Consider the following 24,509-nt stretch of genomic DNA (forward strand, 5'->3'; position numbering starts at 1 on the left):
AAAAACATGAACGAACTTATAGACTATACTCTCATCGAGAATGAGATTTTGAAAGATTCAATCTCTGATTTCCTCTCGGAAATTAGAGAAAAATCACCTGAATACTTCAATTCCCTTGGTGTGAAAACAGTATTGCACCGTGGCTATGCAGAAGTGTTTGTACTATTGAACAAGCAAGTGATGATGGAACATTTGGTGGATGAGCTGGCTAATGTGTTGGGCATCCATGTTCTGTATGCCGTCCGAGATAATAAAGGGCAGACATATAAGGCTGTGGCTTATTCCGTTCCTGTGGAAAACAAAATGTATGTCATTCATCTGGCTTCACAACAACATGGTGTCATAGAAAACATGACGGTCAACTTCTTTGATAGCTTGGAGATCATGTACAAGCAGGTTTGTAAGGAATTTACCAACATGCCGAAGTTTGATATGTTTATCCTTGAAAAGGAAAAGTACTCGGATGTCATAAACAGTTTCTATTAAAAAAATAATGGTTGTATGTTTGCAATAACATTGAAGGTGATACTGGCTTTTGTGCTCACGGCCATTCCTTTTGCTTTTCATCTCTGGGTAAAGCCGAGGAAAGCGTCCTCTAACAAGTGGGGGAGCTTGTACACCGTGCTTTCTGCTATTTATGAAAGGATGAAACATAGTGACAATGCAAGAAAATTCTTTATACATGTTTTCTTGATAGTCCTCCTGTTTGTTCAGTACGTGGATTTTGAAGCAGCGAACGCTGCCAATCTTCTTAGTAATGAATTAGCTCAGGGAAGAGTAACGATGGCAGGTCAGATTGTAAATGTAGCTGACCTGTCGTTACTAGACAATATGTTTGATAGTGGAGAAGAGATAGCTGATTATTTCTATCCATTCCAAACACCAATTTTCCTTTCTGTGGGGTGCTTGATGGTAGTTAGTCTAATGTTCTATTATCGGATTTCGGATAAGGTTCTATCCTTTCTGCATGGCAACAATATGGCATTTTCTCTAGTAGCACAAACTGTCATTTTTGTCATGGCTGGCCATTGTGGACAATACTTGTGCGCAGCGGAAACTGTGTTCATCATATTGATGGCTGCTGCCGTTTATCCAGATAAAACAGGCGAGGGAGTACCAGGAGGAAGAAAAGGAATAGAGTATTCAAAAAAGGAAGAATTGTTTTGGAAAAACGCAGAGAGAAAAGCTGCTTAGTTTTCTAACAATGGAAAAGATTGTGAAGGTATTGCACTTCACAGATTTTCCATATAAAATATGATGTAAAAAATAGCTATGAATGATAATAAAAAAGTACAAGGTATAGATAGCAAGATATGGGAATTGTCTGATGAGATAGTTCTTCCGATTAATGTCTTCATCTATCTGGCCAATGACAGGGCTTACAACAACCCACAGCGTCTTTCAAAGATTCAAGCCTTTGTGGATTTGGTGGAGCATTATCTGGATTCTCTTCAGAATGAGCAGGACGCTGCACTTAATATAGCAAAACTGTCAAGGCGTTGGAATTGGACACGCCCAACGGTTATAGCTTATGTCAATAACCTCAAAGCAATGAATGCTTTTGAAGTGAAGGACTCGAAGGAAGGAAAGAACGTTTCGATTAATCCGAATATTCTTTCTTCTCCAAGGTGGGGCAAAGCATCCGGTGGCAGAGAAAGCGGAGACTCCCTACAGTCTCGACCAACCCAGCCACATCTCTCTTCCGATGAAACGGAAGAAAACTCTGTGACAGAAAAATAAAAATATTCACATAGAAAGGATTCTTTACAAATGCGCTTGCGCATGGGCGGATTTTTTCTCTGCTCTAGTAGCCTAATACGGAGTTTCTGCAAAACTCACTGTAACCCCCAAAAATGAAAAGTAATTCATTTTGACATTCGTGCGGCAAGCCGTGGGGATTATTAGGCTCAGGGACTTCTTCCCTAAGAACCCTTCTTTAAAGCAAATAACATATGGCAGGAGCAAAAAATGTAATAGACATGAGACCGGGAAAGGGCTTTACCACTTCCCAAAGTAATGAACACCTCAGAGTTTTCTCTGATAAGGATAGAGCTAAAAAGGCTCAGTGGAATTATGACCCTTCTCGTGAACACCTTAACTTTGAGATTGGGAAAGGTGGGGTTGTTATGAAAGTCAACAAGATGAAATCAATACCCCAGAGGATTGCAGAGAACTTGGAGGCTCGTGGAATAAAAGACCCAAACTTGTCTTTGATAAATCAAGGCAAAAGGCCTTACTTTAAGACTGTTGCTAATTTTATTCTGGGAGGAAACCGAGAGGTCATGCGCAACTTGGCGTTTGGAAACCAAAATGTAAATTGGGAGCAAGGAGCTGACAATACCCAGTTGAAACGTATGCCTGAGATTGAGAATTGGGCGAAAGATGCTTATCGGTTTATGTGTAAAAAATATGGTGAAAAAAACATAGCAGCTTTTGTTGTGCATCTTGACGAGGCTAACCCACATATTCATTGTACAGTTTTGCCTATTACTCCAAAGGAAAAGTTTTCTTTCTTGGGCGTATTCCTAGATGGTCATGATGACAAGGAAGCTTTGTCTAGACATATGACTAATCTTCATACAGAGTTTGCCAACGAGGTTGGTATAAAGTATGGATTGGAACGTGGTGACAGCATCAAAGAAACTGGTGCCGAACATCGTACGACCGAAGAGTACCGTGAGCGACTTTGGAAGGAAGCGCAGCAAAAAGAAGCTGAGGTGGAGGAAAACAACAAGACCATCGAGGGCAATAAAAAGACTATCGATACTCAGAACAACATCATGGATTCTCAGAGTCGGGAAATCAAACATGCGGCTGCTCGTTTGAAGGCTTTGCAGACTATGATTAAGAATCTTCAAACCCATAAGATGGATTTGGAAGGTGAGGTGAAAAAGTTGGAGCGTGACTTGGAAAGCGGTAAGATTACCAAAGAAGAAGCAGACCGTAAACTTGCGCAAATCAATGCTGATATTGAAAAGACAAAAGAAAAAATTGCTGACAAAATAGAAAAGTTGAAAATCGCCCAACGTCAACTAGACATTATCGAAGAAAAGAAGAATAACTTTGAGGCGAAGGCTGCTATGGCAGAAGAGAAAGCGACGGAAGCTGAAAAGAAATATAATGAAGTGAAGGCAAAAATAGACAAGGAAACTCCTGTTCTCAACAAACAGGTGATGCGTGAGATGCAAGCTCTGGGTTACCACCTAGGTGCCATCGATACTCAAAATAGATTGGAAAAGTATAATGAGTTCAAGGCTCAATTACCTGATGAACAGCGTGAGTTCTTGGACAGTACTGTTGGCAAAATATGGGATGGTTCCTTTATGGAACAAATTGCCGAGAATACATCTGCTGTTTGCTCTGTCGCTACTGCTCTCTTTATGGGGTACCTCGATAGTGCAACGACCATTGCTGCTAGTCATGGTGGAGGCGGAAGTCCTGGCAGTGGTTGGGGTAAAAAGGATGACGAGGATGACCTCGCTTTCCGTCGCAGATGCTTTGGAATGGCTATGCACATGATGAGGTCTGGAAACAAGCAGCAGCGAAAACGTTGATGCGGTTCTTATGGAAGAATATAGAGATATACTTATATAAAGGTATGGTTATAGGAATCTTTCTTTATTTTGTTATTATCTTATATTCTTCTATAATACTATATGCATATAATGCAATAATTATAGATTTGTTTGTTTATATGCTTATATCTTTATTGTTTTATATAAAGTATTGTAATAAAGTAGAATAGGAAAGTAAAACTTATATACATTAACGGATAAGATGGCGTGATGGAAATATGAGATATTTTACATCCAAATTAAAAAGATTGCATGGTGTCAAATTATATAGTTAGAATAATGTAACAATGAAGGAACATAAGTAGGCGAAAAGTTCAAGTTCCAAGGTATGACCTTGGTGGCGGTTGAGATAAAGAAACCAACCTGTACCGGCTGTTTCTTTGAGGGTAAAATCTTGGAGACTTTAAGATGTGCATCTTGTGAGCGTTCAGACCACAAGAATGTAATCTTCAAGAAAATTGAAGGGTAGAAACTGCAAATAGTAAGTCTTTCTTTCTCTAGTTTAGAAAAAATGTTGTACCTTTGCGGTGCATCAAAAAGAAGATAGTATGGATAAAAATATGTTTTTTAATACAATACAGGAATATAAAGAACTGGGCATGTCTAATCTCATAGATTATGACAAGTTCTATTTATATTCCATCGTAACTCATTCCACCGCCATAGAAGGATCTACTATGACAGAGGTGGAGAACCAAGTGTTGTTGAAGAGGGCTTGGCAGCCAGGGGAAAGAGCATGGAAGAACTTAATATGAATCTCAAAGAGGAAATCAAAAACTATAATTTGTCTCTAGGGGATGATTCTATGGAAGAGACTGTTTCACAACATATGCATAGATAAAATGAAAGCATTGTTTCCTATAAAAAAGGAGTATGTCAAGAAAATCTTTGATGGCTCCAAGGCGTATGAATATAGAAAGTCCTTTTGCTCTTTGGAAGTAGATACTATTGTTATCTACGAATCAAGGGGAAAGGGACTTGTTGTTGGTGAGTTTGAGATAGCGGATAGGTTATGTGATACTCCAAGAAATATATGGGAAAGAACAAAGGGGTATGCTGGTATATCGGAAAGTGACTTCTTTTCATATTTCGAAGGGAGAGACAAGGCTTGTGCTTATGTTGTCGGGAATGTCAATGTGTTCTTGAAGCCCAAAACTCTCCAAGACTATGGAATTAATGTCGTGCCTCAGAATTTTTGTTATATCAGATAAACTTAAATTAAAAAAAGTTATAGAATGAGCGGAATGTTATATTCATATAACTTTATTTTGTATCTTTGTTGCGTATATATAACATTATAAGCAATGACAAAGTTTACAAAAGCAAATTGGATGACCAGACAACTGGCGGAGAATCTTTGTGTAATGGGTGAGCAACTTAAAATGGCGAGAATGAGGAGAAACTTGACCATGGAAATTGTAGCAGCAAGAGCACAATGTAGTCGCCAAACTTTGGCAAGATTGGAAAGTGGCTCACCTGAAGTTTCAGTAGGGGTATTGGCACGTGTTTTGAATGCACTGCAGATGCCTGATGAGTTGTTGCTCATTGCTAAGAACGATGAGATGGGAAAGGTCATACAAGACATTGATCTAAAGAATAAAAAACGTGTAACAGGAAAATGACAATGGAAAAAATTAAGGTTGTTGCCGACTTTGATTGGCTTGAAAATGAGGAAACTATAGGACTTCTTGGGCATGAATCTCAGAGGGGGACAGATGTATATACCTTTGAGTATGATAAGGACTGGTTGAAAAGACATCCTTCTTTAAATCTAGGAAAGGAGCTGCAATCTTTTCCTGGGGTTCAATATAATCCTACAAGAAACAGGATATTTGGAACATTCTCTGATGCACTGCCTGACAGATGGGGACGAAGACTTATTGATTTGAGAATCCACCAGGAAATGAAAGACTCTGGAGAACGCAGGGTAAATATTTCTGATTGGGACTACTTGAAAGGAGTGGAGGATTCCTTAAGAATGGGTGCTTTTCGTTTCAAGGACATAGCTACAGATGCTTACATAAGTTATAATAAGTCATATTCAATTCCACCAATTTTGTTCTTGGATGAACTGTTGGAGGCTGCAGGTCAGATAGAGAAGAGTGAGTTGAACAGAATGGAACCTGAATCAAGATGGATTCAGCGAATATTCCAACCAGGTTCTTCTATGGGAGGAGCTAGACCTAAGGCTTGTGTGAAGGAAGGTGAAGATTTATATGTTGCGAAATTTCCTTCTGTAGGGGATGAGATAAACATTTCACGTTGGGAATATTTTGCTCATTCTATGGCTAAGGATTGTGGTATAAACGCTGCGGAGTGCAGAGTGGTTTCAAGCAAGGATAGTCGTGATGTCCTTTTGTCTAAAAGGTTTGACAGAACAGAGAATGGAAAGAGAATACACATGGCATCTTCTCTTACATTGTTGGGATTGAACGATGGTGATGGGGAAAGTACAGGAAAGGGGTATCTTGATATTGTGGATTTTATTGTGGCCAATGGAAGTGTTGATATGGAAAAAGAATTGGAGGAACTGTATCGCCGTGTGGCGTTCAATATTTGCATAGGCAATACTGATGACCATTTCAGAAATCATGCTTTCCTTTTGAAAAAGGATGGATGGCACCTGTCACCAGCTTATGATATGAACCCTACTAACAAATATTACCATTCCTTGCTAATCGATGGTTATACCAATGAATCTAGCTTGGATGTACTTTATGATGCCCATGAAAGCTATATGTTGGATGAGACAACTGCAAGAGGAATTATTAAGGATGTTACTCGTAATATGAAATATTGGGAGAGCATGGCTTTGAGATGCGGTTTGTCAAGAAGTGAACTAAAAAATTTTCAAGAACGTATAGAAGATGGGATGGAATGGAAATGTGGTTTTACGCTGCACCGGTAAAACCTTCTTTCTTGAGGTGTACAACAACATATAGAAATAACAGCCCCTATGTATTACACACAGGGGCTGTCTTACTTTTGTCTATAAATAAAGCGTCCATCAAACTTTATAATGCTTCATTATAATAAATGCGTAGATGGCGAGAGCGGTGGCATAGTCTATAAATCCTCCCCATTGGCATGATTGTATTCGTTATCATAGAACATACAAATGTAGTACTCTCCATTAACTCTTGCAATTTTGAACCAAACAGGTTTCATAAACATCCGTTCCGTGCCTATTTTTATTGCTGTATTTGTAATTTCCTTCGATATTTCTTTTGACGGATTTTTTAATTCAGCCTCTGTGTATTTGCTTAACAACTCATTACGTACTTTCTCTTCGAAGAAAGTGTCGGCTTTCTCCATATCGGGAACTTGATAAAAGTAAGCATCATAGTTCTTATTGTGAACTGTCATTTCATACGAAATGTCTTCCTCATCAGACAAAGTGTATTTATCAAGCGGAAAGTATCGTTTGTTATTTTCAAATTGGCTCACAAGGTTATTGAAACGAATTTTTATTTGGGCTTCATCCACAGTAAAATTATCCGCAACCATGATTCTATATACCTTATTATTGTTTGTTACTATGTAAACACGAACATCTGTTCCATTGAATTCTCCTTCCAAGAACTCATTTGTACCTACTTTCTTTGGTACAAAACCTTTGCTTACCAGTTTTTGTTTCATACTTAAAACTGTTCCATCTACAGGAATACCAAGAAAACTAGTTACATCTTTCTGCTGAGCAAATGATGTTATTGTGGCTATCATAGCCAATACGATAAATAATAATCTCTTCATAATATTTGTTACTTTTTATTTGTTTTACTTTCTTTTTTGCATTCTGTCTGGATATGCTTTATCATATCGTCAACTTCTTGGTTGATTCTACTGAAGTTTTGTGAGAGCATTCGCTCCTTGGCATCAGGAGATTCAAATACATAGAACTTCGGAAGAGGATAGTTTGCATAGTCTGCTTCCTCTTTCTTTATCTCGTCCATGTCGAAGTTGGTCTTGCAGAAAAACTTGGAAGTCTTAAACTCCTCAGCTTTCTGGATATCCATGGCCCCCTTTCTACCAGTCTTTGTAACAGTGAAGTCTCTAGCTGTCTGACCGCAAATCCATCCAGATGCCATATCTGAAATTTTGGAGGCAGGAACCAGGCTATCCATATTCTCATTGAGGTTGATGGATGTCCTGTCTCGGTCAATGGTGATACCTTTCTTCAACTGTACCACCTTTCCGAAAATATCTCCGGACAGCCAGTCTAAGGTATCTTTACTTCTCGCAGAACCACTGATTACATTACCAACGGTAGTGATAATCTTATCTTTTCCTACCTTACTATAGTCAGCTTCAAGCTGTGGAAGTTCCTGGAAACCTAATGTCACTGCTACCTTGTTGCTTCGGGCAGTTCCTATCAGACGGTCTATCTTATGGAAATATAAGGTTGGCAGCTCATCTACGATGATACTAACAGGAACATTCTTGCCCTGTCCACTGTTCACTCGTGTTACAAGACGGTTCAGAATCAATGCGTTCAATGCTCCCACGATGGATTCCATTTCTGGGTCATTGGCTATGAGAAGGTAGCTTGGACTCTTAGGGTCTGATACTTTTAGATCAAAATCATCGCCGCTGAATACCCAATAGCTTTCTTTTGTGGCCAATCGAGAAATTTGAACTCGAAGTGTACCAATCATACCTTCCAACTGTTCCATGGCCTTGTTCTCAAAGGCTGTTTGGAACGGACCAAGAAGTGGTGCCACCTCTGTATCTGTATTCAACACCTCAAAGATTTCCTTGTAGTCGTGGTTGAGGAAGGATAGGACATGAGGCATGTCGGAGTATTGCCCTTTCCAATAGGCTGGCTCCACAAGTTTGTCTGCTTGTCCCAGACATCCTTTTGCATAGACCCTACCTGTGAGTCGTTGATGGAATGTTCCTTCAACTTGCTCGTATTGGGCATCAAGGATATTTCCATCTTTATCATAAGGCACTTTGTTGTAGTTAACAAAGAAGTAAATGCAAGCGGCGAGGAAGTTGGTTGCAGACTTCTGGAAGAAGTCATCACTACCGCCGCCTCCCTTTTGTCCTTTTTGCAAGGATTCTACCAAAGTCTCGGCTGTTTCCATTGCAGCAGCCAAGTTGCTGATGTACTTTTGCTGAATAGGATTTACTCTTCTGGAATACTCGACATTAACGAAGTTAATAATGTTGAACTTACAGTTCGCAGGAGTGTTTCCAGCAGCTTGGTTCTTTCTGTAATGGTAATAGAGCTTGGTTGCTAGGGTAGGGAACTTGTAGTCATATACTACCATGGCAAAACCTTTCTTGGAGTGTTGTCTTATATATGGCTCTATCACAGAGAAAGTCTTACCACTACCTGGTGTACCTACTACCCATGTTCCTCTGAAGGGATTGATGATGTTTATCCATCCATGGCGAAACTTGCCTCGGTAGTAGTAGCGCATAGGTATGTTTACGGAATACTTGTTCTCCACCAATTCTTCTGCTTGCTCGAAACTCTCGTTCTCGAAGTTGAAGCGGTCTTTCAACATACCATCCCTGAAGTATTTGGAAACATTGTCAAGTGCAACATGGATGAGCACTGTTCCTATGATGGATGCTGCCATGTAGAACCAAATGTTTGTTTTGAGAATCCAAATTCTACTATGCCAATCCCAGTTATATAAGAATACAGATAGAGTAACAAGTAACAATCCTATGGATATTGGCCAAAAGACCATCTTTCTGGCATCAAACTCCAACTGCTTCTTGTTCTTTGTTCCTATACAGGTGATGATGACCAACATTACGGTCACCAGTTTACTGAAAGGCAAATACTGATATACAGACATTCTGTGAAGACGAGAATGAATGTCTGTAATGAGACCTCCCAAGAAATCCAAAGCGGATGGATCGAGGGCATACATAAAAAACTCTAACACCAACGATACGTAGATGGCTACTCGAAATAGGGTGTAGAGACCTTGAAGTTCTTTCGATTCTTCCATTGTTTTGTTCTTATTTCTAATTCATTACACCACGAGCCTTTCTTGCCCATCTCTTTTGGCATTCTGTGCTGATGGTGTACATGCTCTTTGGTTTATAATATTTTCCTCTCAGTTCATACCATGAATCCATAAGGGTTGTATAGCGCAAGAGGCGATTCAGCTTTCTTATCTTATAATTCATGCTCTGAAGGCTTTTTCTGACTCTGCTAATGCAGTCAATTCTTTCTTTTTCTGTCATCTTGCTGTTCTTGTCCTCGTCCTTGCTGATAGGAAGAAGCTTTTCTACATCTGCAGCTATCTGGATGCCGTTGTCTATGATGTCGCTGTAGATATGGCTTCTTGATTTTGACAAGGCAACGGCAAGGGTGTTAGCTGGACAAGAGAACGTAAAGGATTTCAATTCCTTGATGTTCTTTACAGCGTGGTCAACCTCAAAATAGATGGCGTAAATCTCTGCTGCTATAGTGAGAATGTCATCGAAGCTTGTCAAGTATTTGTTGAACTGATTTTGAAAATTATTAATCTTGTCCACCTCTTCCTTGGACATGATATGTTCGCCAGCGTTCAAAGTCAAAACAGCATCTTGTGCAACTAAGGCTTTGGTTGCAGTCTTGGCATACAGCTTGAACATTCCTGCTCTCACTGGATCCGGACCATTTTGTGAATGGGCAGGATCGGGGAACATAAAAAATGCAGTGACTGCTAATATTAGAATATTACTTTTCTTCATAATGATGCTTTTTTTTGTTTTACCATCCCCAAGGTTTGCTGTTTTGTCGTTCTTTATAGAACTTGGCTACTATTTTCATGGCGCGAGACTGCCTTTTTCTGGCTTCCTCGGCAAGTGTCTTATTGCTTTTTTGTATCTTTCCTGCAATGGCACGATTCCAAACATCCTCGAAGGAATAGAGGCTGATGCTTAGTGCCAAGGCTCGGAACTTCTTGTTGAGCTGTTCAATCTCGCTATTCAGTTGCCATAATATTTTTGTTCTTTCTGCTCCATTGAGCATATGGCCTTCGCCTTCTCCTGCCACTACTTTCTTTAGCAACCTATAGGTTTTCACCAATTCCACGGCTGTTTCAGCATATAGGTTGTTCATGGAAATCGATGAAGCTATTCCTTGTGGATTGAGCTTGCAAGCTGTTTTTATCTCCCATAAGGCGGAGAGGGTTTGCATCCCTTCTGCATATAAGGTTGTTGCAGCCTTGATGGAAGAAGCAAATCCTTGTGCTGTCTTTAAATAAGAATTATACTTTTGCTCCCAATTCTTCATCTTCGTTTGTGAGTAAACTATGCCTCCCTGGAGAACAAACAATGTATCAAGACAGTGTTGTTGTTGCTTTATTTGTTTGCTTAACAATGCCTCTCCTTCTCCTATGGCTGTATATTCAATTGGATTGGAGGAGGACGCTCCTTGTCCGAACACTTGTACGTTGTACAAAATGACCAGCAAAATGAGGAACAAAATTTTACGAACGATTTGTGATTTCATATATTCCTTTGTTTTTCTTGTTAAACTCAACTCTACATCTTATCTCCGAAACAATGTCATTGCTAGCCTTGATGCCTATCATGTCAAGTTTGGCATTATTGCGGTCACCTGAGTATATGGTGACGGTTTTCAAACCGAAAAGTTGTTGGGGCAAGCTTCTACTTTGCTGGTAGTCAACAACTCTGTATAGCTCCACGTAATCAGTGGAGTGGGAGAACACCCCATGAAGGATAATGATTTGTTCTCCTGTGATGATATATTCCATTCTTGCAAGATAAACTAACTTGAAAAGAAGGTGGAACAATAGCAGGATGCAAGCATAGATAGCCCACTCATGATAGGCGAAACTACAAAACTTGTATATCCATATACTAGCAACAAGGAGGCACAAAGAACCTGTCTCATTGATTATGTATTGAAACCAATGAGGACGCAACGTAACCGTGCGAAACATAAATATGGTTTTGTTCATATCTCTTGTATATTTATATTTTATTAAAGGGATGGGAAGCGTTATCTTCCCATCCCCATACCTTCGTTCTGACCTCTACCTGGTTGCTCTGCCAAGCTTTCATATACGGCCGCAGACACTGCTTGTGGAGATACGACACCTGGTTTATGGAAAACTGGTGCTGACTCGTATATCTCTGGGCGAGGACGAGGTGGTGCGGACAAACCTGCCACTACATCCGCTCCAACAGTGACTGCTGCAAGGATGGCTGCGCCAAGATTGAAGCGGCTCTCAGGCTTGGTCTTCATCTCTACCTCTGGAAAAATCTTGTCGAAGAGCTTCATTCTTTGATAGTCGTTGATGGCAAGGAACTTGTCATACTGCTTTTGGGTAATCTCATGGGAAAAGACATTCCCATCTATTACTGCAGTCATCTTGTATTTCCCTTCAACGGCATTGCCATTGGCATCTTTGATTCTCTCTACTGCAATATCTCCGACTTCTGTAGCCCTGCCATGCTCTCCGCTTCGCTTCCATTCTTTGCTCGCCTTGATGTTATTGAGTGATTCACCGTTTATACTGGCATCGCCAAGAAGGTTGATTTTCGTTTGTTCTCGAAGGTCGTTGAGGTTGATTACTTCCTTTCCATAGAGAACAGTTTCCTTGGTTCTGGTTTCTACGGAAGGTAGTTTGCGAGGATTGGGATTCTCTTTGAGCATTTGCCATATCTCGCTGTCAGACGGCATCTTTACATCCTTTCCCTTTGCCTGTCCATAGTCTTGAAGCTTTTGAAGACCTTTCTTTATGGCATCGAAACGCTCTTGTTCTGATGTGTTCGAAGAAGTGATGATTTCATAGCCAAGTCCTGCTGCCTTTAAGTCTTTCAACACTTTTGCAAGTGAAGGAGGAATATTGGCATTTTGACCTCTAGTGTAACCACCCTGATAGAGGGTATTGCTTGCCACCACCTTCATCTTTTCCTTGTTCTCGTCTGTAAGTGGAATCATGTTGGTAAGCAACTTCGCACGTTCCTCGTCTGTGGAATATTTGAAGTTGTTGTACTGAGCTTCAGTAATCTTGAAAGACCACATGCCAACATCCTTGTTGGTTCTTACGTTCATCAGATAGTTGCCAGAAATCTCATCTTTCCACGCCGTGGCACTCGTGATTACTGCTGAGGACTTTTCACTGACAAGGCTGTAGTCACCATTTAAGGCAACAACTCCATTGGCTGTGGTGAGGTTTCCTGATTTCACGTTATCTTGCAACTCTCCGTTGGATGCATTCTTTATCTTTACCTCGTCAAACACTTTGTCAAAGAGTTGAAGACGGTATTTGTCTTCGTAATTGATGAACTTCAAGTAGTCTTCCTTGCTAATCTCATGGCTCATGACCTGCCCATTGATGACTGCTGTCATTCTGAAAGATGGTTTCACTCCATCATGGGTAGGATAGGCTTGGATTTCACCAACTGTAACTCTTCTGCCATCTTTCACTGGTAAATAGAACCCTTCGTTTGGGTTGAGTGTTCTACCATCCACAACCCCGATTGAGTTCCATTTGTCAATATATCCCGAATGGTAGTCCTCTCTCATGTTCTGTAGGTCGATGATGTCAGACGTTGTTGTCGTATAGTGTTGGGATGCAACTTCCTTTGCAAAGATTTCCTTTTCTTTCTCTGGTGTCAGATGAATGGAAACATAGTCCTTGGTGTTAAGCTGTTCACGAGTTATCTTGTCGCTAAAGTCAGCTTTAATGACATTGTTCAGGATGGCAAGACGCTCATCGATGCTTACTGCGTTCTTTGTGCTATTCTTCTTACCTGTGTTCTTAAACTTCTCTGTCATCAGTTTTTTAACCTCGTCATCCGTCAGCTTGTATTGCAAGTCTGCATTAACAGAGGATGACTTGATGGTGAGGGTCTTGTTTTTTTCATCTATCACAACGCCATGGGATGCCAGCAAATGCTGAAAGGTCTCTGGGGTGAGCGTTAAGTCTGGGCTATAGATATCTGATAATCTTTCTGCCTGTCCTTTAGGACGCACCAACTCCTTAGGCTTGCTTTCTACCTTCATGTTGGCAAGGGCATCCTGCTGCTGGTTACCTTTGTCATAGAAGCCATAGCTTCCTGTCTTCAATTCTCCAGGCTTTAATCTACCATCTGGACGGTCTATGACAACTGGCGCACTATTGGCAAAGAAAGGTCGATCATTGATTCTGCGAACGTGATATCTGTCTCTTCCAAACAACATTCCAAAGATTGAGTTGTCGAATCTGCCAAAACCTGGCCCTGAAAATGGACGAAAACGTGGGTCGCCCATATAGCCGTATTCTCCTACGTTGAGTCGATGACCATTCAATCCCATGTTAACAGGAGAATTGGCATTTCTTGCTGCTACAAAGGAACCTGGAATGTAATAATCGTTCTTCACAATAGAAACAAAAGTGTTGTAGGCATTCTTGTCCCATACGGTTGTTCCTCCGTTCATCAAGGCTTCCAACTGCTTTTGGTTGATATTGTAATATCTTGGCTGCGAAGAGTTGTGTGACATGGTGACAAGCTGATAGGTGCCTGTCTCTGTCATTGAAATATGGGCTTGCATACCATTGGCATTCAATACGCTTTGCAGCTGTGGGGCTACATCCGTGGCTCGTGGATTTGTGTTTGTTCTTATGGTTCTCATACCTTATTATTTTATATAGGAAATTTTCCTCTTCCATAATTGCTTATGGAAAAGGAATGATGTATGTTATTTTGTTTCTTCTTTGTACACAATAACACAGGTGTGTCGATTGGCGGTGTATGGCTTGTAAAGGTTGATGCCGCCTCTGCTGATGCCTTGCATCTTGCTTTTATCTACTCCTGCCTTCATAAGTAGCTTGGCAATATACTTTGCACGCTTCACGCTGAGTGCTCTGTTGTGCTTCGGTGTGCCAGTCTTGCTGTCTGCAGCTCCTATAATCTTGACATTTAGATTGTTCTCCTTCACAGCTCCTGCTATTTCTCCTATGTTTACAAGTTGTTGCTTGTCAACAAGGTTGGTGGAGTTTATCTTGAAGAAGAATAGAATAGGTGCGTCCAGTTGAATGCCACTGTTCTCGACGGCTTGTTCTTCACTTGCCATTCTGTCTCTTAGCTTTCGAAGTCCATCAAAACTGTTCTTGGGATAGTTGGTCAAGTCTGTTACGCCTTGGTTGTCTGTGTCTAAGATCTCCAAAACAGGCTTACGTTCATATCCTTGTTTGCCGATACCGATGGTGAGTCCAATGGTTGCTTGGAAAAGGTTGTCACCGAAATGCTTGTTTTTCCCTAAACCATCAAACTTTTGGTAGGTACTGGTTCCTCCCAACTCGGCGGTAACGTGCAAGCGATTGGTTGCCCTGTAACTGCAGAGTAGGCCGTATGAGAGGGCAAACGGAATATGGTGTAGCTCTGAGTTGTGAATTACACCAGCTCCAATATATGGAACCAAGTCCCATCTTGGAAGTGGATCGTAGGTGGTTCTGTAAAAACTCGATACGTTGAGCATCAAGTCTCCATGGTAATTTTGGAACTTCATGGCTTCATCGATTGCATTTGTGAACTTGAACCCTTGGTACACCAGGCGTGTTCCAAAGAAACGTGAATGCCATTTACCCAAACTGAATACCATGGTAGGACGTGTATGGCCAAAGAAGTCTGTGCATCCTACTGGTGCTCCAGAGAAGGTGGACATACCAGCCTTGATGCTGCCAAACCAATTGCTACCTATGCTGGATAACTTATATTTCTCTTGTCCGGAAAGGAATGGCTTGCTGTCTTTCTTTTCAGTTCTGCCATTGGAGAAAGAGGATGCCTTGATATATTCCTTCTCATTCTCTCCATAAACTACCTGTGCCTTGGCTGTGCTGCCTATTACCAATAAGGCTGCCAGCAAAATCTTTAATTTCTTCATTTTATTTATTATTATAGTTTTGTCTTATGTTACATTTTCTCAGCTTCTATATCGTATAGATAAAGCTTATGTTGAAGAATGATGCTCTCGCATTTCTTCACATAGTCTTTTCTAGTCGCATAGCCTCCTGCCTTGATTGCGACAAGCCAGTTGTGATAGTCGGTTGGCTTGTATCGCCAACAGCGAGCGTATCTGTCACTCATCAACAACCTGGAATGATACTTGATGCTTTCCTCTGCCGAGGAGAAATTGCAGAATTTCTCGTTTTTGCGGTCATCATCATGAATGCTGTAGGGTAGGCCTCTTCTGAGCCAGTTGCTATTGGCCTTTATTCCAAAGAAATTATAGCCTATTTGTGCCAGGCTGCTGTTTCCCCATCTGCTTTCAAACGCCATCTGTGCCAGTATAACAGAGGCTGGTATGCCGTATTTTCTTTGTTGGCGCATGGCCGCTTGGGCATAATGCTTGATGAAATCATCGGGCGTAAGCACTTTGTCTTCGTCTATCTTCAATGCCTTGATGGCTTTCTCTCTCGTCTCTTTTATGTAAAGAAGCAAGTCGTATGGGTCTTCCAAACGGCCCCGAAGCCTACTGGTGATATGCAGATGTGGCCCAGTGGAGCGTCCTGTAGTTCCGCTGATGCCTATTGGGTCTCCTGCATAGACCTTCTGGTTGTCGCTCACCCAAATTTCAGATAAATGGCAATAGCTTACCGTGTAATCGCCATACTGCATGGTGATATATTTCCCAGAGCCACTGTCGTAGCCTACGCCTTTCACGTAGCCATCGAACATGGATAGTACTTCCTCGTATCTTGCCCTAAGGTCAAGTCCCTTGTGTTGCTTGTGCTTCCCTGTGAAAGGATCAACCCTACTGCCAAAGGTGGAGTTTATCCTTATGCTTTCCAAAGGAAAACTCACACTTAGGTATTTGTCTATCCAGTAGTCCTTCATGTCTTTCTTTCCTTGTGCCATCCCCATCGGGGAATGGCAACATAGGAGAAATAGTAAAAATGAAAGAAATCTAATCATGCCTTATTCTTTATATAATAATACTTCTTTAGCTTGCAAAAGTAATATGAATGGAAGAAATTATGGGCGTAAATATAAAATAGCTTTTTATTTAACATATTCTTTTTCTAAAGACTTTTGTGTAAATTATTATAAATGAGGCTGCTCGCCCCCTTTAACCCCTCGGTGTTTTCAGGTATAGATTATTAAGGTTGAAGGCTATTTGTAGCAAGAGCTTTGATTTGGATAAGGATAAAATCTATGTTAAATAAAAAGGTATGTCGTATTTGTGGAAAGCCTTGATAAGAAAATGTGTACTTTTGCCGAAAACTTTAAACAAGAATAAGATTATGAACGAATTGAAATTTTCTGAAAGCGAAATCCCATACGAGGAGTTGGCTAACTTCGGACTCTCACAGGAAATGATAGACGACTTTCCTGAAAGTATTATGAATAAGTTCCTTTCTGGGCAAAGAACTCCCTTGCTCCCTATTGAGAGAGCAGATTTTGATGGAGTTGTCCACAAGGATTTTGCTCGAATCCGCTTACAGCAAACAGAGGATGGGCTTCATCCAGTGTTCTTGCCTCTCATCGCAAAGAACAATCTTGAGTATTTTACGGAGGAACAGAAAACCGCTTTGCAAAACGGACAAGTTCTGAAGGTGTTGCTACCGTCGAACAATTCCTGGAACTATGTGCAGCTCGATGGGGCTACAAATGCTACCATTTCTGTAAAGGCAGACATCATTGACCAGAACTTATCTACATTGGCTAACAAGGTGGGACTTTCTGAAAGTGAGCTTATGGAACTTGAAGAAGGAAAGGTTGTTACCAAGGGAGAGGAAGACAAGATGTTTTCTGCCGGCATCGATTTGAACGAGGAAACTGGAGTCCGCAGTGTCAACGGTGATGCGCAAAAGTGGCAGGAGGAAAAAGATGGCAACGTGATGCTAGACAAGTATAACTTTGGCATCTATGGCTGTTGGACAAAGGATGACAAAGGTATGCTTTCTTATGTCCCGGAGGATGAATATTCCGAGGAGATGTGTGTGGCACAGGATGCTGCTATAGAAAAGGCTAAACAAAGTCGTGGAATACATATGTAATTAAGGCTAGATTATATGGAAATTGTAGGTTTTGTGGACGAGGAACGCCTGAATGGTATGTTCCTGTCGAGAGATATAACGGAATTGGATTACGTGAAGCATCATTCCCAAGGAATGTTGGATGCTTACTTTTCCTTCATTGCCGACAACAACCTTCCTGATAACAACACTTCTGCAACAAAATTCCTGGAGGAAGAAAATGTCAGCTATGGAAATGAGGAGGATGAAGGGAATGATAATCAACAAGAGGAAGTGGATGTGCCTTCTTATGTTGACATCTACCGAAAGTGGGTAGATGAAAATGAAAAGGTGAACATTCTCCTTGCAGGGTGCGAAGAGGCTGCTATTGTTACGCTTTGGAGATACAATAATCCAACTGCGAGCAAAACGGACTGTGCCGTTCAAACGCATCTACTAGAAGACAAGGTCATCGAATGGTGGGACACCATTGATTTTGTCAAGGGTGCAATGGGAGATGGACACTTTTCTTTGATAAATCCAACTTTGGCAAATATCAAAGAATTGATTTTTGATGCGGCCAATCAGGCTTGCATGGAATAGGTTTTACGATAACAGTAAATAGAGTTTTTCATAAATATAAAGTTAAATGTCAGTCCCTCGCCGCTTGTGAAAGTAGCGAGGGATTTCTTTATCTGTGCATATGTCTCTTCTCTTGCCTAGGAACTTCGTCACTTTGCTCCTGGCTTCCGTTGGAGCTTTGCTTTTGGTCTGGGACAAGGTTTTCTTGGCTTTCAACAATGCCGTTACCGTCAATATCTACTTCTACTGGCGTGGAAGAACGGAGGTCAATGTCTTGGTTTCCTCCTTTTTTGAGAATGTCGATACGTTGCATGATAATCTGCGACGCAACATCTGCAGAAGATAATACTTGCTTGGTGTAGCTTGGGTCTTTTCTTAGACGCTCTTTCCACATGGATGTTTGCTGTGGCGTTGTTACATCAAAGTGGTTCTTTTGACCAAGGATGACACTGCCAACCAAGGAAACCAATTCTTCTCTGGATAGTGACTCGAAGCTGGTCTTTCTTGCCTCTGCCTTTCTGGTGCTTCTTGTCAGTCCCATTCCTAAGTCTCGATAGAAATCTTGCTCTTTCTCATAGTGTTGAACAGGTGCCACATGGATGGTGTCGTTCTTCGCACTGTAGGAGGCAAGGCTAGGCTTGCCATCGAAGGCAATAGCGGTCTGCCATGCTCCTTTGCGGAGTAGTTGGCCCAGTTCGTTACTTTGCTTGTAACGATTGGATGCGATGCTATCTACTTTTAACTCCTCGTAATCCTTCGGGTGCAAGATTGGATAGTTGGTTTGCTCGATGTTATATAACTCTGTTACACCTACTTCTTCTATGATAGGGAAGAAGGTGGCATCTGACTTCACCAGCAAGTTGTTTGCCTGGATATCTTCCTTGCTTATATAAATAGGTAAGGTATAGGCGTTCTTTTCTGCGTCCAAGGCCAGCATGAAAGAATCCATTCCATGGTATGCCTTCTTGCTCAGGTCGCATGGAATCTGCTTGTCGCTCTTTATCCATGGCATATCGCCATAGGTGAGTTGAAGGGATAGCTTATCAGCCATCATCTCTCCATAACGCTGATAGGCCGCTCTTTGCTCTACTTCTGGACGATGCCATCGACCATTGTCTTTTTCCTCTACGGAAACATAATATGGCTTGGTCTTGCCCTTTTGTTGAGCGACTTCTTCATAATTGAGAGGGTAGAGACCTTTGGTGTATTCATACAAGACTCTATCTGCTACTTCTTCTGCGGATGTATAATGAATGTGCAAAAAGTCAGACATGACATTCCAGAACTTTGAAACGGCATTGTTCATTTGAGTGACGGCCTGGGTCTCTGCGGTCTTCTCGTCCATACTCTTGTTGCTAGCAACAATTTCCTTAAGCTTTGACTCCAAACGCTCTGCGCCTCTTCTTCCAGAATAGGTGGCAAGGACTTCCTCGGCAATGTCATCGGTGGCAATAAGCTCGGTGTGGAGGTCTCTTACTTCGTTCCAGAGGTTCGACTTTTTCATCATGCCTACGACATTCTTCCATTCTTTCCAGTTCCTGTCTTGCAGTGCTTCCGCCCACAAGTGGGTGTACTCATGTACTGGTGGCTCAAAGCCCTTTGCCTCAGGATAAAGGTAAATCTTTCCTTGATAGGTGAAGCCCAGTAGCTTGCCGTCAGGAGTGCGTAGTTCTTTATGCTGCCTTCCTCTAGGGGATATGTTTATCTCGTTGGCATTGGCCAAGTCGGTGTATTCTCCTCTGTCCAGGAGGTCGAAGATTCCTTTGCCGATGTTCAAAAGGCGTTGGCGGTCTGGATTGTCATAAACGTATTCCTTTACTTGGGAATGTTTGTTTGCCTTGAACTTTGTTTCGGGAGAATCTTCTACTTTTATAACGATAGAATATCCTTCGGCCGCTCTTCCTCCTTTTTTGATGATGCTGAGTGCGTTAGCTCGATGATCAGAAAGACGGACTGTTGTTTTTTCTCCTTTGTCGTTGGAAAAATTAATATATTCAGAAACTTGAACATCTTTACCGTGAGGGTGTAACCCTATGCCTTTATATAACTCTTTTGTAAAATTGCTGGCGTTAATGCCTATATTTGTATTAAAAGATGTTATAAAATGGGCTAAATTCCCAAGAAATAGATACTTAGATGGAAATTTTTTATTATCTTTGCCATCAGAAGGGGCAACGCTCTGTGCGCCATCAGGAGACGTTCCTGATGGGAGGTACCCACGACGGTGGGAGTCGGCTGAGTTTCCAATATTGGATTTGAGAGATTGCTCCTTTCCTAGACGGTGCAGTTCTGCGATTCGCTTGTCGATTCGTGAGATTGCATCGTCTTTTTCTTTTTCCGTCAATCTCTGTGGCGCAACCTGTCTAGAACTCTCTTCCTTCACTTTCTTAGGTGCATAGTTTACATTGCCAAAGAAGGACTTAATGGCTTTTTGGTCAACTTCTTCGGCATTTATGTTCTTTACCTCTTTGAGGTCATTCTGTTTGGAAGCGGCTTCTGCATCCTGTAGTGATTCCTTTGGTGACTCTCTTTTTGCGGCTACAGGTACAGGTTTGACAGGAGTCTGACCTCTTGCCTCGATATTCAGAATTCTGTCAAGTTTTTCTAGCTTGCTCACTTTATTTGTGTCGATGACACCATCATGGTCTTTGTAAGCTTCAACCATATTTTGTAGTTCTTGCTTGAAGTTCATGAATGATGATTGAAGGTCTGCTATGAATTCAGCTTTGTCTTCTGCAGCTAGTGGCAAGGTTCCTTGGGCGTAGCTTGAATATTCCTCCTCGGCACTATAATATGTACCGTAAAGGCTATCTACTTTGGAACCATGTGGAAGAAGCTCCTTGTTTCCGGACAGAATGTCCTCTTCGTCCTCCATAGATTCCACATAGTCCTTCATCTTGGGGATGCTCAACTCCTTTCGAAGGCGAGATTGCTCATCCAAACCCTCGAAAAGCAAGGCTTGCATTAATTCAACGCTTTCTTTTCCATGCAACGGAATTTCCTTGTGGGTGTTGAGATTGAAAGCTATAACTCTGCCGTCGTTGGTAGCAGTAACGGCATTGACTGTTCCCTCTCTAGCTTCAAGCAAAGGGGTGTTGTTCTCCTTGGCAAAGATTTTGTCTTCACCAAGTTTGTTGCCCAGAACATTCACTAGCGAACGAGTTAAACCATTAACCTTCTCGTTATTTATTGCATGTGCAATGCTGTTGAGCAAACTCTTAGCTTTGTATGCGTTGTCCTCGTTGATGGTAATGCTACTTAAAGCGTTGCTGTGATTGGTGTAAACGTTAACTTTAATATCCTTTTCACTGGTGAGTGACCATGAAACTGGAATAACTTTTCCATCGAAGAAACCTACAGGGTGGGCTGTGCGTAATTCCATAGGAATACTGCCACCTATTGTTGGGGGATAGGTTTGGCGCAAAAGATTGTGCATTCCTTTGTAAAGCTCCTTGCCGTCTTCGAAGTTGGCAAGTTTCTCTTGAAATTCCTTTTGTCGCTCTTCTTCCATGATGGTATATTTTTCATTCAGCGACTTATGAAAATCAGCGTAGGCAACTTTTTCTTCGTTTGAGGAAAGACTACCATCTTCCCATTTCTTCAGAACAAGACTTGGGGCATCAAAGATCAGTCTTCCTCTGTCATAGGAGTCAATCTTAATGATGCTTTTGTCATTATTGGACACAAAGTATTTGCCTACAAGGCTTTGTGCCTCGTAGTCTTGCACCATGTTCTCGTATCGTTCTGGAAGTTCATATCCTCGCTCCTTCAGAAGTAATAATCTTCCAATCTGTCTGTCTTTTGTGTCAGGTGTGAGCTTTCCGTCTATCCATGTAGCCATCAATCCATTTTGCCATTTGACGGCGGCAAACTTTGTAGGGGATGATTTATCCTTTCCTTGTTCAAATGCCCATTTGCCAATGGAAACAGCCCATTGGTCAATAAGGGAACCCTCTTTGTTTTGTGAAAGATACTCTAGCTCTTCTGGGCTGTAGAAATGGTTCTTTGGGAATGGCTTCGCTTTTGGGGTGGTATGTTCTTTTGCTCCACCGAATAGCTTCTGCCATCCGCTCAGAAAATTACTAATGATGTTTTGCTTTTCTTCTTTTGCCATTATTTCTTGCTTTGTCTTAAACAAACAGAAGGTAGTACCATCTTTCATGATGACACTATCCCTGTTTGTGTTCTTGTTATTTCTTTGGGAATATCATGTGTAGGATGCCAATGGCTCCTACTGCCAAAACTCCAAATATATAGATGAAGTGGAGAAATCTATGACTGTGCTGTTTGCGCTGTTCCATTTGCATCTGTAGTTTTGTTCAAGTCCCAGGCAGCAATGCTCTTTACCTTGCATTCTATCTGAAGTTCTCCTTTGAAGATGCCTAGTTGCAAGTCTCCATGGACTTCCACGTACTTCTCTGCTGCAAAGTAATCCTCATGGATAGGGGAGAAGTTTACAAAGCTTACCCATGTAAACTCTCTGTTCTCTCCCTCTTTGTCAGAGGAGAATGCTGCGAACGACTGAAAGTCCTTGCCTTTCTTGTCTTTCAGCTCCTTGATGCCTTTCTTGCTTACCTTGCCTCGGAACTCCATGCTTCCCTCCAATCGGTCATTGGTAGTGGACTCGTTTACCTCGATGTTGGAGTCGGTGCGAAGGTTCAGGTAGATGTTTCCGTCGTGTTTTCTGATGTACATCACGCCGTTTATCGTTACCTTTCTGCCAGCGGAGTAAGAGGCGGCTGTCTCTTTATTTCCTGGCGCAGACACCGTTACCCATACTTCTTTCGCTGTTCCATCCTTTCCCAGCAAAGGAACAATCATGCCGAAGGAGATGAATTTCTCTCCATCCTTACTCTGCTTCTCTTCTGCGGAACTGCTGATGGTTCCACATGCTGTTACGTTACACTTAATCATATTTTTATTGTTTTATATGTTTATATAAGTATATAATTATTTCTTTATTTATGCGAGGCGTTGGCCTTGTTGCTGCTGTTGCTCTGGGGATTCCGCATCAAATTGCATGGATGCCGTTGCCTGTGCCTTTTCTACATCTTGGCGAGTCATCTTTACTAGATTGCTATTTTCCTCGTCTGGCGATTGCTGTTTAAGCTGGCTTTCGGCTTCTTCCTCGGCTTGTATCTCCTCGCTGCTTCTCAACTGCATGGCTACTGTAAGGGCGGCAGAGAACAGACTTCCTATAAGTGAAGAGATTGGGTCTCTTCCAGAAAGGTCCTCTCCGTTGTTGCTCATTAGCAATGACAACCATTTTGTGGGGTCGTTACTGTTGGTGATGGATGCCAGAAGTGCTTGTGTCGGGTCTGACGCTTGTTGCTGATAGGATGGGGCTTCGCCTCCTGCAAACTGCATTTGACTGCGGTAAGCGGCTAACGCATCGTTTCCATTCTTATCCAAAGCTGTCGCTTGATTACTTCTAACCTCCATTTCTGCAAGGTATAGCTTAGGGTCAAACTTCTCCCAATTCCCATTGGCATTGTGGTATTTTGTCTCAAAATGTAAGTGTGGCCCTGAAGAGCGGCCTGTGTTGCCTGAGACTCCTATTTGTTGACCTGCATTTACAGCTTCACCTTCTTTTACTCCTATTTGGGATAAGTGCATATAGGTTGTTTGTACCTTGCTGCCATCCTGACGGTCATATTCCACAACAATCATGTTTCCTGCTGCTCCATTGTTTGGTTCCACAGCGACAACCTTTCCATTGTCTTCGGTTGCATATACAGGATAGTTTTTGCCTTGAGTGGAGAGGTCTAGTCCTCCATGCTTATGCCCTGGTCTCTGTACTCCAAACTCGGAACTGAGCTTTACGACAGATAAATCAATAGGCAAAGCCCAATTGCCTTGCAAGGGGGGTAGGGTTATAACAGAGGTCGTTGACGATTGACCTCTGGCATATCCTGTTACCAATCCTTGGCTTTGGGCTTGTTGAATGCCTATTTGATCATATTTTCCTAGCCCATACTTGTTAATCTCGGATATAAGCTTGGAAGCATAGTCTGGATCTGTGGCGTAGCCGCCAGCCTTGATGCCGTTTGCCCAAGAAACATAATCGGTGGGCGAATAGTTCTGGCAGTGGCTGTAGCGGGATTTCATCAAGACCTTGGAGTGGTCTTCGATGCTTTCCATCACATTGTTGTATCTGCGGAACTTCTCGTTTGGACGGTCATCGCTGTAATAGTCGTAGGCTCCAGTCCAACTGCTGCCAACCTTTACACCGAAGAAGTTGTTGCTCCTTCTTGCAGGGGTAGATGTGCCAAAGCCGCTTTCCAAACCCATCTGTGCCAAGGTGATGGAGGCAGGAATGCCATATCTCTTCTGTTGCTCGATGGCTACCTGGGCATACTGGCTGTAAAACGCTTGCTTGTCTAATGCCATTTATGATAGTTTTATGAGGGCGCACCTTTAGATGCACCCT

General features: G+C 41.8%; 21 protein-coding genes. 10 read left to right on the forward strand and 11 right to left on the reverse strand.

Annotation, left to right across the window (positions count from 1 at the left end; translation table 11 throughout):
* The first annotated feature begins 6 nt into the window (after positions 1–6).
* The 8 genes from FO447_RS01865 to FO447_RS01900 all read left to right on the forward strand — a co-directional run bounded on the left by FO447_RS01865 (position 7) and on the right by FO447_RS01900 (position 6,483).
* Positions 7–486, forward strand: a complete 480-nt coding sequence (locus FO447_RS01865) for a hypothetical protein (protein ID WP_153088330.1) — start codon at positions 7–9, stop codon at positions 484–486.
* A 15-nt stretch (positions 487–501) separates the two neighbouring features.
* Entirely contained in the window at positions 502–1,194 is a 693-nt protein-coding gene (locus tag FO447_RS01870; RefSeq protein ID WP_200757411.1) for a hypothetical protein, read from the forward strand.
* Positions 1,195–1,272: 78 nt separating this feature from the next.
* On the forward strand, positions 1,273–1,740 hold the full coding sequence (locus tag FO447_RS01875) for a hypothetical protein (RefSeq protein WP_119230301.1): 468 nt from the start codon (positions 1,273–1,275) through the stop codon (positions 1,738–1,740).
* 212 nt (positions 1,741–1,952) lie between these two features.
* The gene (gene mobV / locus FO447_RS01880) at positions 1,953–3,554 is read left to right on the forward strand and encodes a MobV family relaxase (RefSeq protein ID WP_234699042.1); all 1,602 of its coding nucleotides are present in this window, start codon (positions 1,953–1,955) and stop codon (positions 3,552–3,554) included.
* A 581-nt stretch (positions 3,555–4,135) separates the two neighbouring features.
* Positions 4,136–4,330 (forward strand): hypothetical protein, encoded by a 195-nt coding sequence (locus FO447_RS01885; protein ID WP_144150410.1) that lies wholly within the window; start codon positions 4,136–4,138, stop codon positions 4,328–4,330.
* 87 nt (positions 4,331–4,417) lie between these two features.
* Entirely contained in the window at positions 4,418–4,786 is a 369-nt protein-coding gene (locus tag FO447_RS01890; protein ID WP_117586797.1) for a hypothetical protein, read from the forward strand.
* A 93-nt stretch (positions 4,787–4,879) separates the two neighbouring features.
* A complete protein-coding gene (locus FO447_RS01895) occupies positions 4,880–5,197 on the forward strand; it encodes a helix-turn-helix domain-containing protein (protein WP_117586804.1) in 318 nt (105 codons plus the stop codon).
* A 2-nt stretch (positions 5,198–5,199) separates the two neighbouring features.
* The gene (locus FO447_RS01900) at positions 5,200–6,483 is read left to right on the forward strand and encodes a type II toxin-antitoxin system HipA family toxin (protein ID WP_153083328.1); all 1,284 of its coding nucleotides are present in this window, start codon (positions 5,200–5,202) and stop codon (positions 6,481–6,483) included.
* Between the two features lie 158 nt (positions 6,484–6,641).
* On the opposite strand, the gene FO447_RS01905 is transcribed toward FO447_RS01900, so the two are convergent.
* From FO447_RS01905 to FO447_RS01940, 8 genes are all read right to left on the reverse strand, one after another.
* Entirely contained in the window at positions 6,642–7,328 is a 687-nt protein-coding gene (locus tag FO447_RS01905; RefSeq protein ID WP_200757413.1) for a hypothetical protein, read from the reverse strand.
* Positions 7,329–7,336: 8 nt separating this feature from the next.
* Positions 7,337–9,544 (reverse strand): type IV secretory system conjugative DNA transfer family protein, encoded by a 2,208-nt coding sequence (locus tag FO447_RS01910; RefSeq protein WP_118085897.1) that lies wholly within the window; start codon positions 9,542–9,544, stop codon positions 7,337–7,339.
* 16 nt (positions 9,545–9,560) lie between these two features.
* Positions 9,561–10,274 carry a hypothetical protein gene (locus FO447_RS01915; RefSeq protein ID WP_147337090.1) on the reverse strand — a complete coding sequence of 238 codons (714 nt, stop codon included), beginning with the start codon at positions 10,272–10,274 and terminating at the stop codon, positions 9,561–9,563.
* A 19-nt stretch (positions 10,275–10,293) separates the two neighbouring features.
* Entirely contained in the window at positions 10,294–11,037 is a 744-nt protein-coding gene (locus FO447_RS01920; protein WP_118312245.1) for a hypothetical protein, read from the reverse strand.
* Positions 11,015–11,509 (reverse strand): PH domain-containing protein, encoded by a 495-nt coding sequence (locus FO447_RS16235; RefSeq protein WP_117586813.1) that lies wholly within the window; start codon positions 11,507–11,509, stop codon positions 11,015–11,017. The genes FO447_RS01920 and FO447_RS16235 overlap by 23 nt, the downstream gene beginning before the upstream one ends.
* 41 nt (positions 11,510–11,550) lie before the next feature.
* Complete coding sequence (locus tag FO447_RS01930) at positions 11,551–14,172, reverse strand: hypothetical protein (protein WP_200757415.1); 2,622 nt, start codon at positions 14,170–14,172, stop codon at positions 11,551–11,553.
* A 66-nt stretch (positions 14,173–14,238) separates the two neighbouring features.
* Positions 14,239–15,423, reverse strand: coding sequence for an OmpA family protein (locus tag FO447_RS01935; RefSeq protein WP_200757417.1), 1,185 nt, complete (start codon positions 15,421–15,423; stop codon positions 14,239–14,241).
* A 29-nt stretch (positions 15,424–15,452) separates the two neighbouring features.
* Positions 15,453–16,397, reverse strand: coding sequence for a glucosaminidase domain-containing protein (locus tag FO447_RS01940; RefSeq protein WP_234699043.1), 945 nt, complete (start codon positions 16,395–16,397; stop codon positions 15,453–15,455).
* A 386-nt stretch (positions 16,398–16,783) separates the two neighbouring features.
* Between FO447_RS01940 and FO447_RS01945 the strand changes: the two genes are divergently transcribed.
* Positions 16,784–17,539 (forward strand): DUF4099 domain-containing protein, encoded by a 756-nt coding sequence (locus FO447_RS01945; RefSeq protein WP_200757421.1) that lies wholly within the window; start codon positions 16,784–16,786, stop codon positions 17,537–17,539.
* A 15-nt stretch (positions 17,540–17,554) separates the two neighbouring features.
* On the forward strand, positions 17,555–18,100 hold the full coding sequence (locus FO447_RS01950; RefSeq protein ID WP_119229282.1) for a hypothetical protein: 546 nt from the start codon (positions 17,555–17,557) through the stop codon (positions 18,098–18,100).
* Between the two features lie 88 nt (positions 18,101–18,188).
* Here FO447_RS01950 and FO447_RS01955 read toward each other — a convergent pair whose 3' ends face one another.
* From FO447_RS01955 to FO447_RS01965, 3 genes are all read right to left on the reverse strand, one after another.
* The gene (locus tag FO447_RS01955) at positions 18,189–22,193 is read right to left on the reverse strand and encodes an ArdC-like ssDNA-binding domain-containing protein (protein ID WP_200757423.1); all 4,005 of its coding nucleotides are present in this window, start codon (positions 22,191–22,193) and stop codon (positions 18,189–18,191) included.
* 158 nt (positions 22,194–22,351) lie between these two features.
* Positions 22,352–22,993, reverse strand: a complete 642-nt coding sequence (locus FO447_RS01960; protein WP_200757425.1) for a hypothetical protein — start codon at positions 22,991–22,993, stop codon at positions 22,352–22,354.
* Positions 22,994–23,041: 48 nt separating this feature from the next.
* A complete protein-coding gene (locus FO447_RS01965) occupies positions 23,042–24,469 on the reverse strand; it encodes a glucosaminidase domain-containing protein (RefSeq protein WP_200757427.1) in 1,428 nt (475 codons plus the stop codon).
* Positions 24,470–24,509 lie beyond the last annotated feature (40 nt).

The sequence above is a fragment of the Segatella copri genome (genome assembly GCF_015074785.1).
Taxonomy (GTDB): Bacteria; Bacteroidota; Bacteroidia; order Bacteroidales; family Bacteroidaceae; genus Prevotella.